The sequence below is a fragment of the Streptosporangium sp. NPDC000396 genome (assembly GCF_042898655.1).
Taxonomy (GTDB): Bacteria; Actinomycetota; Actinomycetes; order Streptosporangiales; family Streptosporangiaceae; genus Streptosporangium.
In genome coordinates this window covers 137,397-152,254 of record NZ_JBIAZA010000023.1, presented here as the reverse complement: position 1 = coordinate 152,254, position 14,858 = coordinate 137,397, and the positions used below count along the sequence as shown (strand labels likewise).

At 67.2% G+C, this 14,858-nt stretch carries 11 protein-coding genes and 2 tRNA genes; 6 read left to right on the top strand and 7 right to left on the bottom strand.

Annotation, left to right across the window (positions count from 1 at the left end; genetic code table 11):
- Positions 1-441: 441 nt before the first annotated feature.
- Positions 442-3,018, bottom strand: a complete 2,577-nt coding sequence (locus tag ACFY2X_RS32485; protein WP_389945924.1) for a valine--tRNA ligase — start codon at positions 3,016-3,018, stop codon at positions 442-444.
- An 89-nt stretch (positions 3,019-3,107) separates the two neighbouring features.
- Between ACFY2X_RS32485 and ACFY2X_RS32480 the strand changes: the two genes are divergently transcribed.
- The gene (locus tag ACFY2X_RS32480) at positions 3,108-3,857 is read left to right on the top strand and encodes a GntR family transcriptional regulator (protein WP_389945921.1); all 750 of its coding nucleotides are present in this window, start codon (positions 3,108-3,110) and stop codon (positions 3,855-3,857) included.
- A 114-nt stretch (positions 3,858-3,971) separates the two neighbouring features.
- Positions 3,972-5,543, top strand: coding sequence for a phosphonate degradation HD-domain oxygenase (locus ACFY2X_RS32475; protein WP_389945918.1), 1,572 nt, complete (start codon positions 3,972-3,974; stop codon positions 5,541-5,543).
- An 87-nt stretch (positions 5,544-5,630) separates the two neighbouring features.
- On the opposite strand, the gene clpX is transcribed toward ACFY2X_RS32475, so the two are convergent.
- The 5 genes from clpX to ACFY2X_RS32450 all read right to left on the bottom strand — a co-directional run bounded on the left by clpX (position 5,631) and on the right by ACFY2X_RS32450 (position 11,260).
- Positions 5,631-6,911: an ATP-dependent Clp protease ATP-binding subunit ClpX gene (gene clpX / locus ACFY2X_RS32470; protein WP_389945916.1), complete on the bottom strand. Its 1,281-nt coding sequence runs from the start codon at positions 6,909-6,911 to the stop codon at positions 5,631-5,633.
- 193 nt (positions 6,912-7,104) lie between these two features.
- Positions 7,105-7,749, bottom strand: a complete 645-nt coding sequence (locus tag ACFY2X_RS32465) for an ATP-dependent Clp protease proteolytic subunit (RefSeq protein ID WP_389945913.1) — start codon at positions 7,747-7,749, stop codon at positions 7,105-7,107.
- Positions 7,750-7,760: 11 nt separating this feature from the next.
- Positions 7,761-8,405 carry a ClpP family protease gene (locus ACFY2X_RS32460; protein ID WP_389945911.1) on the bottom strand — a complete coding sequence of 215 codons (645 nt, stop codon included), beginning with the start codon at positions 8,403-8,405 and terminating at the stop codon, positions 7,761-7,763.
- 397 nt (positions 8,406-8,802) lie between these two features.
- Positions 8,803-10,185, bottom strand: coding sequence for a trigger factor (gene tig / locus ACFY2X_RS32455; protein ID WP_389945908.1), 1,383 nt, complete (start codon positions 10,183-10,185; stop codon positions 8,803-8,805).
- A gap of 208 nt (positions 10,186-10,393) precedes the next feature.
- Positions 10,394-11,260, bottom strand: coding sequence for a helix-turn-helix domain-containing protein (locus ACFY2X_RS32450; RefSeq protein WP_389945905.1), 867 nt, complete (start codon positions 11,258-11,260; stop codon positions 10,394-10,396).
- Positions 11,261-11,503: 243 nt separating this feature from the next.
- Between ACFY2X_RS32450 and ACFY2X_RS32445 the strand changes: the two genes are divergently transcribed.
- Positions 11,504-12,028 (top strand): ATP-binding protein, encoded by a 525-nt coding sequence (locus ACFY2X_RS32445; RefSeq protein ID WP_389945902.1) that lies wholly within the window; start codon positions 11,504-11,506, stop codon positions 12,026-12,028.
- A 175-nt stretch (positions 12,029-12,203) separates the two neighbouring features.
- On the opposite strand, the gene ACFY2X_RS32440 is transcribed toward ACFY2X_RS32445, so the two are convergent.
- A tRNA-Pro gene (locus tag ACFY2X_RS32440) sits at positions 12,204-12,277 on the bottom strand.
- A gap of 89 nt (positions 12,278-12,366) precedes the next feature.
- Here ACFY2X_RS32440 and ACFY2X_RS32435 point away from each other — a divergent pair.
- The 3 genes from ACFY2X_RS32435 to ACFY2X_RS32425 all read left to right on the top strand — a co-directional run bounded on the left by ACFY2X_RS32435 (position 12,367) and on the right by ACFY2X_RS32425 (position 14,842).
- Positions 12,367-12,440 (top strand) — tRNA-Gly (locus ACFY2X_RS32435).
- A gap of 73 nt (positions 12,441-12,513) precedes the next feature.
- A complete protein-coding gene (locus tag ACFY2X_RS32430) occupies positions 12,514-13,158 on the top strand; it encodes a hypothetical protein (RefSeq protein ID WP_389945899.1) in 645 nt (214 codons plus the stop codon).
- A gap of 97 nt (positions 13,159-13,255) precedes the next feature.
- Complete coding sequence (locus tag ACFY2X_RS32425; RefSeq protein WP_389945896.1) at positions 13,256-14,842, top strand: phytoene desaturase family protein; 1,587 nt, start codon at positions 13,256-13,258, stop codon at positions 14,840-14,842.
- Positions 14,843-14,858: the final 16 nt, after the last annotated feature.

The window sequence follows — 14,858 nt, the reverse complement described above, 5'->3', positions numbered from 1 at the left end:
TGCACTGGCTTTTAACACACTGTTGAGTTCTCAAGAAACGGACGCGTACACCGTCGTCCCGGCCGGGGGGCCGGGCGCCCGGGGCGCTCCATTCCGTGTGTCCATCCTATCAGATCCGCCCGGTTTGTGTCAAACTGTCGCTTTCGTCCCAGTTGACTCACCCACCGTCGCATCCTTCCGGATCGACCACCCTGTCTCCAGGGCAACCCCTCTAACTTACTCCAACATCCGGTTCGTGTCCAATCGTGCGAACACGCCTTCTTGATGAAGATCAGAGAGAGGGAGGTGCAGGAACTTCGCCCTGCCTGAAGAACTCTAGCAGTCCTCTCGGGGCGCCATGACCAACTTCGCGGTAACAACTAGGTCTTCCCTAGGTCAGTGGCTTCCAAACACTGGAGCCCGGGGCCAATGGACCCCGGGCTCCACCTGAACTTCTGAAGCTCAACTTGCAGGAAGTGCCGCCAGCTGAGCGGTCAGACGCGTGATGTCCTGGTCGGCCTGCGCCGCGCGGGCCCGCACCTTGACCACCACGTCCTCGGGCGCCTTCGACATGAACTGCTCGTTGCCGAGCTTGGCCGCCACCTGCGCGGCTTCCTTCTGTGCCGCAGCGAGATCCTTCTCCAGGCGCTTGCGCTCGGCGGCCACGTCGATCGTCCCCGCGGTGTCGATCTCGACGACGACCCCGCCCACGTCGAGCCGGGCGGTGGCGGCGAACGACTCCGACGGCTGATCAAGCCGGAGCAGCGAGCGGATCGCGCCCTCGTGCGAGGCGAGAGCCGTACCGGCCAGCGACAGCCTCGCGGCGACCCGCTGGCCCGGCTTGAGGCCCTGGTCCGAGCGGAACCTGCGGACCTCGGTGATCAGGCTCTGGACGGCGAGGATCTCCTCCTCTGCCGAAGTGTCACGCAGCGACTCCTGGACCACCGGCCAGGGCGCGACCGCGATCGACTCACCCCCGGTGAGCGCTCGCCACAGTTCTTCGGTGACGAACGGCACCAGCGGATGGAGCAGCCGGAGCAGCGCGTCAAAAACGTGACCCAGCACCAGCCGGGTGTGCTCCTGGCCGGAGGCGAGCTGGATCTTGGCGAGCTCCACGTACCAGTCGCAGACCTCGTCCCACGCGAAGTGGTACAGCAGATCGGAGACCTTGGCGAACTCGAACTCCTCGAAGGCCGCGTCCACCGCCGCGACGGTCTCCTGGAGCCTGGAGAGGATCCACCGGTCGGCCGCGGTCAGCTCCTCGATCGGAAGCTCACCGACCGCGGCGCCGTTCATCAGCGCGAAGCGGGTGGCGTTCCAGATCTTGTTGCAGAAGTTACGGGAGCCGCCGGCCCACTCCTCACTGATCGCCACGTCGGAGCCGGGGTTGGCACCGCGCAGCAGTGTGAAGCGGGTGGCGTCGGCGCCGAAGCGCTCGACCCAGTCGAGCGGGTCCACCACGTTTCCGAACGACTTGGACATCTTCTTGCCGTACTGGTCGCGGACCATGCCGTGCAGCGCCACCGTACGGAACGGGGGCTGGCCGTCCATCGCGTAGAGGCCGAACATCATCATCCGGGCCACCCAGAAGAACAGGATGTCGTAGCCCGTGACCAGGACCGAGGTCGGGTAGAAGCGGGCCAGCTCCGGCGTCTTGTCCGGCCAGCCCAGGGTGGAGAACGGCCACAGGCCGGAGGAGAACCAGGTGTCGAGGACATCCGGGTCCTGAACGTAACCGGCGGGCGGCTCCTCGTCCGGGCCGACGCAGACGACCTCACCGGCCGGGCCGTACCAGACCGGGATCCGGTGACCCCACCACAGCTGCCGCGAGATGCACCAGTCGTGCATGTCGTCGACCCAGTCGAAGTAGCGCTTGGCCAGCTCCGGCGGGTGGATCTTCGTCTGGCCGTCGCGAACCGCGTCACCCGCGGCCTTGGCCAGCGGGGAGACGTTGACGAACCACTGAAGCGAGAGCCTGGGCTCCACCACGGTCTTGCAGCGCGAGCAGTGGCCGACCGAGTGGAGGTAGGGCCGCTTCTCCGCGACGATCCGGCCCTGCTGGCGCAGGGCCGCCACGACCGCGGGCCGGGCCTCGAAACGGTCGAGTCCCTGGAACGGGCCGTGAGCGGTGATCACACCGCGCTCGTCCATGACCACGAGCGACGGCAGCGAGTGGCGGCGTCCGATCTCGAAGTCGTTCGGGTCGTGCGCCGGGGTGACCTTGACCGCGCCGGTGCCGAAGGCGGGGTCGACGTGCTCGTCGGCCACGACCGGGATCCGGCGCCCGGTGAGGGGGAGCTCCACCTCACGGCCCACCAGGTGCGCGTAACGCTCATCGGACGGGTGCACGGCCACGGCGGTGTCACCGAGCATGGTCTCGGCGCGGGTGGTCGCGACGACGATGGAGTCCTCGCCGTCGCCGTATCGGATCGAGACGAGCTCGCCCTCGTCCTCGCTGTGCTCCACCTCGATGTCCGACAGGGCGGTCAGGCAGCGCGGGCACCAGTTGATGATGCGCTCGGCGCGGTAGATGAGCCCGTCGTCGAAGAGCTTCTTGAAGATCGTCTGAACCGCGCGGGAGAGCCCGGGGTCCATGGTGAAGCGCTCACGCGACCAGTCGACGCCGTCGCCGAGCTTTCTCATCTGCCCGAGGATCCGGCCGCCGGACTCTTCCTTCCACTGCCACACGCGCTCGACGAACGCCTCACGGCCGAGATCGTGCCGGGACAGGCCCTCCTTGGCGATCTCACGCTCGACGACGTTCTGGGTGGCGATGCCCGCGTGGTCCATGCCGGGCAGCCAGAGCGTCTCCTGGCCGCGCATGCGGGCGCGGCGGGTCAGCGCATCCTGGATCGAGTGGTCGAGGGCGTGGCCGATGTGCAGGACGCCGGTCACGTTCGGCGGAGGCAGGACGATGCTGTACGGCTCGCGTTCGCTACCGGGATCCGCGGTGAAATATCCCTCCGATACCCAGCGCTCGTAGCTCCGGGTCTCCACATCGGCGGGCGTGTACTGGGTAGGCAGCTCTGGCGTCGTCACGATGTCCAATTCTAGGGATGTCCGAGTGGTCGATGTCCCGCAGTCCCAGGACTTGAAAGGTGTCTATACACCTTCTAACTTATCCATACATGTCCACGTTTTACCGGCAACTCGCCGACGAACTGCGTGCCGCCATCGCCAACGGGACCTACCCACCCGGCTCACGGCTGCCGTCGGAGAGCGAGCTGGCGGAGCGGCACGGGGCCTCGCGGGGAACCGTCCGCCAGGCGTTCACCGTGCTCGCGGCCGATGGACTGATCTCTTCACGCAAAGGCACCCGGCGGTTGGTTCTCCAGCCGACGCTGGTGCAGAGCTTCAGTCAGCTGCACAGCTTCTCCCAGTGGGCGGCGTCGATCGGCGAGACACCCGGCAGCCGGGTGGTGGCGCTGGTCCGGCGTGAGCCGACGGAATTGGAGGCCGCTCGGCTGGAACTCGACCCCGGCGCGCGGATCTACCACCTGACCCGGCTCCGGTTGCTGTCCGGGCGGCCGGTCATGATCGAGCGCACCGCCTACGTGGAGCGGATCGGCGTCCTCGTCGGCGGGATCGCCATAGACGCCGACAACGAGTCCATCACCGTCCGGCTGGAGGAGTTCGGCGTGGTGTTCGCCCATGCCGAGCACACCGTCAGCGCGATCGCGGCCGAGGCCGAGGATGCCCGCCTGCTCGGCGTCCGCCCCCACACTCCCCTGCTACGCGAGCTGCGCCGTACCACTGACCCCGACAACCGGCCGCTGGAGTGGTCGGACGACCGCTACCTCGGCGACGCCGTCGCCTTCACCGTGCACAACTCGGTGCAGGCCAACACCCTCATCCGCTCGGCCGCTCCCCTCCGCTGAGAACGCCCGTCCGCGCTCCCCGCTCTGTCCGCACTTCCCCACTTCGTCCGTCCCCTTCCGCTCCGTCCGCGCTCCCCCCGCTCCATCCGCACTCCTCGCCAAGGAAACGCCGATATGATCTCCGACTTCCCCGCCGTCTGGCTGCGCGACAACTGCCCCTGTCCTGAGTGCCGTGACCCCCGCAACGGCCAGAAGCTGTTCGGCATCACCGACCTGGACCCTCGGATCCACATCGTCGAGGCCGACGGCCTTTCCGTGACCTTCAGCGACGGCCACACCAGCCGGTTCGACCCTGCCTGGCTGGCCGCCCACACGCTGGACGGCACCGTCCCCGACGACAGGACCGAAGACGCCAAGGAGCTGTGGGCCACGGTCACCCCGCCGGAAGGGAACTGGCCGCGCTTTCTCGCCGACCCCCACCACCGACAGGAGTGTCTGGAGGCGGTGTTCCGCACGGGCTTCGTGCTGCTTCGCGAGGTGCCCGCCGAGCCGGGAGCGGTGCTGGAGGTGGCCGGCGCCTTCGGCTACGTGCGGGAGACCAACTACGGCAGGCTGTTCGATGTGCGGGTCGAGGCCACCCCGGTGAATCTGGCCTTCACCGGCCTGCCGATCACCCCGCACACCGACAACCCCTACCGCGACCCGGTGCCGACGGTGCAACTGCTGCACTGCCTGTCCAACGCGGTGGACGGCGGCGAGTCCGGCCTGGTCGACGGGTTCCACGCGGCCTCGCTGCTGCGTGCGGAGAACCCGGGCGCGTTCGAGTTGCTGACCCGTACGCCCGTCACCTTCCGGTACGGCGACGCCGGCACCGAGCTGACCGCGAGCCGGCCGATGATCGGGGTGGACCCGCTCGGCCGGATCCGTGAGGTGAGGTTCAACAACCGGTCCCTGCAGCCGGTGCGCCTGCCGTACGAGCGGACGGAGGCCTTCTACGCCGCCTACCGCGCATTCGCGGAAATCCTGTACCGGCCTGAGCTCCAGGTGAACTTCCGGCTCGGTCCCAGTGACTGCGTGATCTTCGACAACACCCGGATCCTGCACGCCAGGACCGGCTTCTCCGACACCGGAGACCGGCACCTGCAGGGCTGCTACGCGGATCTGGACGGCTTCGCCGGCAACCTGGCCGTGCTCCGCCGCCGGAACGCGGTGGTCGAACGCCTGCGAGCGCTGTTCGAGGGCCCCGGCGCCGACGACTATCTCGGTGAGGAGGTCACCCAGGCCGCGCACATGCTCCAGGCCGCGGCGTGTGCCCGGGAGGCCGGAGCCGCGCCAGGGCTGGTGGCCGCGTCGCTGCTGCACGACGTGGGGCACTTCACCGGGGAGATCACCGGGCACGATCTGATGGGCGGGACCGACAACCGGCACAGCCACGTCGGCGCCGACTGGCTCGGGCAGTGGTTCGGCCCCGAGATGACCGAACCGATCCGGCTGCACGTGGCGGCCAAGCGCTATCTGTGCGCGGTGGACGGCTCCTACCACGATCTGCTGTCCGAGGCCTCGCGTTACACGCTCGGCGTGCAGGGCGGGCCGATGAGCCCGCGGGAGGTGGCGGAGTTCGAGGCCGAGCCGTACGCGCAGGATGCGGTGCGGTTGCGCCGCTGGGACGACGAGGCCAAGGATCCGGGGCGGGAGGTGCCGCCCTTCACCGACTACGCGGCCCTGCTTCACTCGCTGATCCGGTAGAGGCTCGCGGCGCCGGAGACGGCGACGCCCCCGCGGGGAGATCCCGCGGGGGCGTCGCCGTACTGACCGACCGTCGTGTGAATCGGCCTACGCCGACTTCTCGCGCGGCGTGCGCTGCTGCTTGTTGAGCTGGTCACGCGGCACGAGAGTCGGGTTGACGTGCTCCAGCACCGACTCGCGCGTGATGACGACCCGTGCCACGTCCTGGCGGGAGGGCACCTCGTACATCACCGACAGCAGGACCTCCTCCAGGATCGCCCTCAGGCCACGCGCGCCGGTGCCACGCAGGATCGCCTGGTCGGCGATGGCCTCCAGGGCGTCGTCGGTGAACTCCAGCTCGACGTTGTCCAGCTCGAACAGGCGGCGGTACTGCTTGACCAGGGCGTTGCGCGGTTCGGTGAGGATCTGGATGAGCGCGTCGCGGTCGAGGTTGTGCACGCTCGTGATGACCGGAAGCCGGCCGACGAACTCGGGGATCATGCCGAACTTCAGCAGATCCTCGGGCATGACGTCGCCGAAGATGTCGGAGGCGTCGATGTCTTCCTTGGAGCGGATGATGGCGTTGAAGCCGATGCCCTTCCGGCCCACCCGGGACTCGATGATCTTTTCGAGGCCCGCGAAGGCACCACCGCAGATGAACAGCACGTTGGTGGTGTCGATCTGGATGAACTCCTGGTGGGGGTGCTTGCGCCCGCCCTGCGGCGGCACGCTCGCGGTCGTGCCCTCCAGGATCTTCAGCAGCGCCTGCTGGACGCCCTCACCGGAAACGTCCCTGGTGATCGACGGGTTCTCGCTCTTGCGAGCGATCTTGTCGACCTCGTCGATGTAGATGATGCCGGTCTCGGCCTTCTTGACGTCGTAGTCAGCGGCCTGGATCAGCTTGAGAAGAATGTTCTCGACGTCCTCGCCCACGTAGCCCGCCTCCGTCAGGGCGGTGGCGTCGGCGATGGCGAACGGCACGTTCAGCATCTTCGCCAACGTCTGGGCGAGCAGTGTCTTGCCGGAACCCGTCGGGCCCAGGAGCAGGATGTTGGACTTGGCCAGTTCGAGGCCGTCGTCACGCCCGCGCTCACCGGACTGCACTCGCTTGTAGTGGTTGTAGACCGCCACCGAGAGGGCCTTCTTCGCCTGGTCCTGACCGATGACGTAGGCGTCGAGGAACTCGTAGATCTCTCTCGGCTTGGGCAGGCTGTCCCACTTGAGTTCGGAGGACTCGCTGAGCTCCTCCTCGATGATCTCGTTGCAGAGATCGATGCACTCATCGCAGATGTATACGCCGGGTCCGGCGATGAGCTTCTTGACTTGCTTTTGGCTCTTCCCACAAAAAGAGCACTTCAGCAGGTCTCCCCCGTCGCCGATGCGTGCCACCCCAGATACTCCTTTGCGTGGGACCGCCCTGGCTGCCGCGGTCCGTTTCTCCCGACCGGCCCGATACCCGGTGCGAAAAGTCATCCCGCTCAGGTTTCGACGTTACCGTCTTCTGAGCCCTCAGTGAGCCCCCTAGCGGCGAGTCGCACCGGAACGTGCCCAATTGGGCACCGTTCCGGTGCGATAGGCCTCATTAAGAGGCTATGGCCTTGGCGAGCTTCTTGCGGGACGGGATGATGTCATCGATCAGCCCGTACGCCTTCGCTTCGGCGGCGTCGAGGATCTTGTCGCGCTCGATGTCCTTGCGGATCTGCTCGGCGTTCTTGCCCGAGTGCTGCGCCAGGATCGTCTCCAGCTGCGAGCGCATCCGCAGGATCTCGCGGGCCTGGATCTCGATGTCGCTTCCCTGACCGCCGCCCTCGGTGGAGGGCTGGTGGATCAGGATGCGGGCGTTCGGCAGGGCGAACCGCTTGCCCGGCGTGCCGCCGGCCAGCAGAACCGCCGCAGCCGAGGCCGCCTGGCCGAGGCAGACCGTCTGGATCTCCGGCCGGACGAACTGCATCGTGTCGTAGATCGCCGTCATGGCGGTGAACGAACCGCCCGGCGAGTTGATGTAGATGCTGATGTCACGGTCGGGATCAAGCGACTCCAGCGTCAGCAACTGCGCCATGACGTCGTTGGCCGAGGCGTCGTCCACCTGCACACCGAGGAAGATGATGCGGTCCTCGAACAGCTTGGCGTACGGGTTCATCTCCCGCATGCCGTATGACGTGCGCTCGGTGAAGGACGGAAGAACATAACGGCCGTTGATGTCTCCCGGCCGGATCAACTCACTCACCTTGTGCCCCTTCAGGAGACGGCGCCCGTGGAGGGCACCTGCCGAGCGCTACGCACGACCTGGTCGATGAAACCGTAGTCCTTGGCCTCTTCGGCCGTGAACCAGCGGTCCCGGTCGGAGTCGGCTTCGATCTGGTCCAGGCTCTGGCCCGTGTGGAAGGCGATGCGCTCGGCAAGGGTCTTCTTGACGTAGAGCATCTGCTCCGCCTGGATGGCGATGTCGGCGGCGGTACCGCCGATGCCTCCGGACGGCTGGTGCATCATGATGCGGGCGTGCGGCAGGGCGTAGCGCTTGCCCTGCGCACCGGCGCAGAGGAGGAACTGACCCATGGAAGCGGCCAGACCCATCGCGACCGTGCACACATCGTTAGGCACGTATTCCATCATGTCGTAAATCGCCATGCCGGCGGTCACCGAGCCGCCTGGCGAGTTGATGTAGAGCCAGATGTCCCGGTCGGAGTCATCTGCCGCGAGCAGTAGCAGCTCGGCACAGATTCGGTTGGCGATCTCGTCGTTGACCTGGGTGCCCAGCACGATGATGCGCTCACGCAGCAGCCGCTGATAGAGCTGGTCTTCGAGCCTGAACGAGCCGTTCGGCTGGCTCATCGACTCGGGCCCGGAGCCGGTCGGCTGGTAGAAGGTCGGCGGGCTGGTCACAGCGTCACCTTCCGATGCGTCGTAATCGATTGGCTTTGCTTGTGACCTTAACGCGCGCCGCCCACCGGACATGCCCCCTCCGCGCACTGTTCGCTGACGGCGCATGCTGGTCACCGCACCCCGGGCTCCTCTCACCCGCCTTCCGGGCCCGGTTTCCGCCGGAGCCCGCGCAGCGTGCCGGGGCTCGTCTCGCCTTTCCGCGCGGTCACGGAAAGGCCGGTACGCTCCGTCCGGGCTTTCTCCCGGGTTCCCTCGTGCACCCCCGGCCGGACCGGGCCTCAGCCTCGTTCAGACGGCCGCCCGGTCCGCCGGAGAGGGCCCCGCAACGCACACGACGCCCTCAGCGCGCCTGGCGCGCTGAGGGCGTCGTGTGCGTTGCGGTGAGACCCGCTTGGCCTTACTTCTCGGTCTCGTCCTCGGCGGGCTGCTCGGCCGGCTCCTCGACGGGCTCCTCACCGTTGATCTCGGTGTAGATGGCCTTGAGGTCCACTTCGTTGCCGGCCTCGTCGACCACCTTGGCCGCGTCGCCGACGACGCTCTTGGCCTTGTCGCGGACGATCTCGACCATGGCCAGGGTGAGCTGGTCATTGTCGGCGAGGTGCTTGGCGAGCACGTTCGGGGCGACGTTCATCTGCATGGCGCGGCGCACCACGAAGTTGGTCAGCTCCTGCTCGCTGACGCCGAGCTCCTCAGCCTTGACAATCTTGTCAAGGACGAAGCCGGACTTGAGCGCCTTGGCCGCGCTCTCGTCGAACTCGGCGTAGCGCTCCTCCTCGGTGGTCTGGTAGAGGCGGAAGTACGCCTCCTTGCTCAGGCCACTCTCGGCGATCTGGTGCTCAAGGTTGTGCTTGCGGCTGTCGACCTCGGCCTTGAACGCGCTCTCCGGCAGCGGAATGTCGATCTTGGCGAGGAGGGCGTCCAGAGCGTTCTCGCGGGCCTGGACGACCTGCTCGATCAGCTTGTTGCGGCGGGCCTGCTCCCGGATGCTGTTCTTGAGCTCGTCGAGAGTGTCGAACTCACTGGCCAGCTGGGCGAACTCGTCGTCGAGCTCGGGGAGGACCTTCTCCTTGACGTTCTTGATGGTGATGGTGACCGCGGCCTCCTCGCCGGCGTTCTCGCCGCCGACCAGGTTGGTGGTGAACTCCTTGACGTCACCGGCGGCCATGCCGACCAGCGCGTCGTCCAGGCCCTGCAGCACCGAGCCGGCGCCGACCTCGTAGGAGACGTCGTTGGCCTGCTGCTCCTCGATGTTCACACCGTCGATCGCGGCGGCGAGGTCCATGACGACGTAGTCGCCGTTGGCGGCGGCGCGCTCGACACCGGTCAGCGTCGCGAAGCGCTGGCGCAGGCCGTCGAGCTGGCCGTCGACGTCCTCGTCGGACACCTCGGCGACCGGGACGGTGACCTCGATGCCCTGGTAGTCGGGAACGTCGAAGTTCGGACGGATGTCCACCTCGGCGGTGAACTCCACCTGCTGGCCATCGTCGATCTTGGTGACCTCGATCTCCGGCTGGCTGACCGGGAAGATGTCGCTCTCGTCGACGGCCTGGCCGTACAGCTTCGGCACCGCGTCGTTGAGGGTCTCCTCCAGCACCACCGCACGGCCGAAGCGCTGCTCGATGATGCGGGCCGGAACCTTGCCGGGGCGGAAGCCCGGAACACGCACCTGCTGCGCGACCTTCTTGTACGCCGCCTGCATGCTCTCGCCGAGCTCCTCGAACGGCACCTCGACAGTGAGCTTGACCCGGGTCGGGCTGAGCTCCTCGACAGCGGTCTTCACGGGGTGGTCTCCTTGATCAAGCTTCGAGTGATCGCGGGCGCGTCAAGTCGTACGGCTACCGCGGCAAGCTCGCGCGCCGCGCCCACATGAGCGGCGCGGGGCACAGCCATTGAGACATGCGATATTAGGGCACGCTCCACTGTGGCGGGTGTCCAACGCCGCTGGCCAGTCTAGGGCAGACCAACACCACAGAGCGACCGCTGCCGGTTCAGTTCTCCTTGATGATGCGCCGCAGCATGTCGCTTGTCTCACCCGGAGTGGTGCTCACCGCGCATAGCCGCTCCATGATCTCGCTGTAGCGGTCGACCTCCTCACGCTTGTCCAGATAGAGCGCGCTGGCGAGCTGCTCGACATAGACCACGTCGGGAAGCTCCTGGTCGCTGAAGCGCAGCACGCTGAAGGCGCCGCCCTCCGCGCTGTGGCCGCCGAAGCTGAACGGCATGATCTGGATCGTGATGTTGGGCTGGCGCATGAGGTCCAGAAGATGCTCCAGTTGCGCCCGCATCACCTCCTTGCCCCCGATGGGGCGTCGCAGCGCTGCCTCGTCGATGACCGCCCAGAAGAACGGCCCGTCGGCCCGGTCGAGCACCTGCTGACGCTCCATCCGCAGGTCCACACGGCGCGAGATCTCCTCGGGCGCGATTCCGGCGCTCCCCGCGGTGATGACCGCCCTGGCGTACTCCTTCGTCTGGAGCAGGCCCGGCACGAACTGCACCTCGTACGTGCGGATCCGGGACGCGGCCTCCTCCAGGCCGACGTAGGTCTGGAACCACGAGGGCAGCAGGTCGTTGAACCGGTGCCACCAGCCGGGTTCGTTCGCCCTGAGCAGCAGGTCCATGACCGCCGCCCGCGCCTCCTCGTCCTCCACACCGTAGAAGGTGAGCAGGTCCGCCACGTCGCGTTCCCTCAGGCCGACGCGCCCGAGCTCCATTCTGCTGATCTTGGATTCGGAGCCTCGGATCAGATGGGCGGCCTCTTCCCGGGAGAACCCTCTGGCCTCACGCAGTCGGCGAAGTTGGGAGCCTAAGAGGATACGCAGAGCGGTGGGACCTGATCCCGGTTGAATCTGCATCACTTCGCCTCCCTCTTCACTTGGGCCAGCGCACACAGTGTCACCACTTCCGGCCGACATGACAAGGTCTCAACCCCTTGTCCGATTCACTGATCCCTTGCCGTAACCGCCCATGCGGCTGCACATTGCAATTGCACGTGCATTTGGGTCTTGCAGCGGACGTTCTGGTGACCCATGATGGCCTAGTGCATATTGGGCTTATGGTGCACAAGCTCTGAAAACCTACAACTGGCGCGGAGACTCACGATGACAGCGGGAGGTACCGGCAGGATGGTGGAGGAGCCGAAAGCGGCTGCCGACTACCTGCAGGCGACTCGCGACGTGAGCTTCGACGACCTCCTCGTGGCCAACCACTCCGACGCCACGGCGTGCCCGCTCCCCCGGAAAGCCGACTCCGTAAAAACCGCCCGAGACGTGACCCGGTCGACGCTGAGCGACTGGGGCCTGTCGGAACTGAGCGACGACGCGGCGCTGGTGGTCTCGGAGCTCGTCACGAACGCGGTCCGCTACGCGCTGTGCCCGGCCACGCAGGTCGAGACCACGCCGATCACCCTGATGCTGCTGCACCGCGCCCCCCATGTGCTCCTCGCCGTGGCCGACCCCAGCAACGAGGTCCCCACCCGCAAGGAGCCGGACTTCATCTCCGAGAACGGCCGGGGCCTCTACATCGTGGAGACCTACAGCCGGTGCTGGGGCTGGGACCGCCTCAACCGCGGCGGCAAGGCCGTCTGGGCCCTCTTCAGCGGCACCCAGCCGGCGACTCGGGCCTGAAGGCCACGAGATCACCCTTCCGGCTCCCGCCCGGCGGGCAGGAACGGCCCGGCCATAAGAGCCGCGAGAGCCGCGAGAAAAATTTCTCCCGAGCCGGGCCGAGCCGCGGCGTTCCCCGGCGCACGACCGGCACACAACAAACCGGGCACCAGCCAAAACTGGTGCCCGGTTGAGGTCGGGGTGACAGGATTTGAACCTGCGGCCCCCTGCTCCCAAAGCAGGTGCGCTACCAAGCTGCGCCACACCCCGGTCCGCCGAGTACGCGCACGCTCCGGAACTCCGGTACGATTACGCCCTGACGACCGGATGAAGTCTAGACCAGACTGACACCGGCTCGCGCGGACGTAGCTCAATGGTAGAGCCCCAGTCTTCCAAACTGGCTACGCGGGTTCGATTCCCGTCGTCCGCTCCAATAAAGAAAGGCCAGGTCATCCCATATCCGGGAGCCTGGCCTTTCTGTTTTCACCAGAACTTCAGGATCTTGCGTGCCCGATGGCTTTTCGTGCCGCCATCCCGAATTTTTTGAACGCCCGCCCGCCCGGCCGCCGCGCGAGATCCGGGGATGGACAGCAGGCGGTGACGAACTGAGACTGCGGGAGAAGCTGGCCGGGCGGATGAACCCGGTGATCCGGGTCGTGGGGCCCCAGGCCTGCCTGGCTCTCACCCGGGGCACCCACGCCTACGACTTCTGTGACGCCACCGGATTCACTCCGCTGCTGAAGATGCACACGCTCGGCCACGACTTCGCGCCCGACCCGATCCACGCGGACGGTCTGCGCTATCACGGCATGCCTCCCCTGCTGTCTCACATGTACGAGCCGGGCATGTTCGAGGCCGGGGCCAAGAGCCGGCGCGAGTGCTTCGGGGCGGGGCCGCGTTTCGCGAGGACCGAGGGGATCGTCCCGGCTCCCGAACCGACGCACGCGCCGGCTGAGACCATCGCGGAGACGCTGCGGCGCAGGGAGAGCGGTGAGCCGAAGGTCCTGCCGGCCTCGCTCTGCGGGCACGGGCACTTCGACCTGAACGCCTACGACCGCTGCCTGTCCGGACGGATGGAGGACTTCGCGCTTCCCCAGGGCAGGGCTCTGACGGCGGTGTCGCATGCGTCAGGTGAGTGCCTTGAATGGTAAGAAATATCCGGGAATATCTACCAAACACGGACCCCGGACGTAGATCATTCTTTACGATTCCCCAAGAACGTCAGTAAAGTCGCACCGGAGGAGAAACGTGACGGGGTTCGACGGCGTCATCATAGGCGGCGGCCATAACGGGCTGACCTGCGCCGCCTATCTCGCCAGGGCGGGCTTGTCCGTCGCGGTCGTCGAGCGCAACGACGAGGCGGGTGGCGGCTGCAGCACCCAGGAGCTGACCCTCCCCGGGTTCCGGCACAACACCCACAGCAACTATCACTTCCTGGAGGAGGGTCCGGTCCCGGCCGACCTCGAGCTTCAGCGGTACGGCCTGCGCTATGTCTACCCCGAGACCCAGCACTCCACGATCTTCAGGGACGGCCGCGCGGTCACGGTCTACACCGACCCCAAGCGCACCGCCGACTCCTTCGCCCGGTTCTCCCGTGCCGACGCGGACCGGTGGCTGGAGCTGTACGAGCGCTACGCCGAAGCGGCCAGGGGCCTGATGAACGGCTTCCTCTACTCCAGGCCGCTGCCGCCGCCCGTGCTCGCCGAGCGGCTCCAGGGCGATCTCGGCCGGGACCTGCTGAGCTACATGCCGCTGTCGCTCTACGAGGCGGTGGACAAGAACTTCGAGAGCGAGCAGGTCAGGGTGCTGTTCAAGTCCTTCCTGCATGCGATCTCGATCGAGAACGTACCCGGAACCGGTGGTTTCTTCCCCCGGCTGCTCTCCCGTATCGCCAGGCTCGGCGTTCCCGTGGGCGGCGCCGTGAACGTGGCGAACGCGCTGCGCGCCGTCATCGAGGAGCACGGCGGCACGGTGATCACCGGCGCGCACGCCGAACGGATCCTCGTCGACGACGGCCGGGCCACCGGGGTCCGGCTGGCCACGGGCGACGTCCTCCACGCGCGGCGGTTCGTGGCCAGCGCGGTGGACGCCCCCCAGACGGTACGGCTGGCGGGCGCGGAGAACTTCGGCGCCGAGATCGCGGCCAAGGTCGAGGGCTACAAGTGGGCCGGGCACAGTCTCGTCACCCTGCACCTCGCGCTGAACGAGGCACCGCGCTATCTGGCCGCCGAGTTCGAACCCGACGTGAACCGGGCCTTCCTGGTCGTGCTCGGCGCCGACGACAGCGAGCAACTGAGCCGTACCTTCGACCAGATCCACCAGGGGCTGTTGCCCGACCGGCTCGCGGGCAACAGCGCGTGCCCTTCGCTGTTCGACCCCTCCTACGCCCCGGACGGTAAACAGGTGGCGTTCTGGTGGCCATGGGCTCCATACGATCTCGGCGGTGATCCGGGCAACTGGGATCGGCGGCGTGAGGAGGTGGGAGAGCGGCTGCTGTCGGAGTGGGCGGAATACGCCCCCAACCTCGCCAAGGGCGCCGTGCTCGGCAAGCGGGTCTTCTCTCCGCTCGACATCGAGCGACACTGCGTCAACATGGTGCGCGGCAGCCATCATGTCGGCGCCTACGAACCCGCCCAGCTGGGCGGCAACCGGCCGGTCCCCGAGCTCGGGCAGTACCGCACCCCGATCACCGGCCTCTACCTCTGCGGCGCGAGCAGCCACCCCGGCGGCTCGGTCTCCGCGGCTCCCGGCTACAACGGCGCCAACGCCATCGCCGAGGACCTCGAACTCACCACTTGGTGGACCCCCATTCCCACGCCCCGGTGGAGCGAATGAACCGCCGTTTCATCGC

Bases quoted from the DNA above. Each gene is read 5' to 3' on its own strand.
- ACFY2X_RS32475 (WP_389945918.1), top strand. From the start codon at position 3,972: ATGATCTCCGACTTCCCCGCCGTCTGGCTGCGCGACAACTGCCCCTGT.
- ACFY2X_RS32445 (WP_389945902.1), top strand. From the start codon at position 11,504: ATGACAGCGGGAGGTACCGGCAGGATGGTGGAGGAGCCGAAAGCGGCT.
- ACFY2X_RS32480 (WP_389945921.1), top strand. From the start codon at position 3,108: ATGTCCACGTTTTACCGGCAACTCGCCGACGAACTGCGTGCCGCCATC.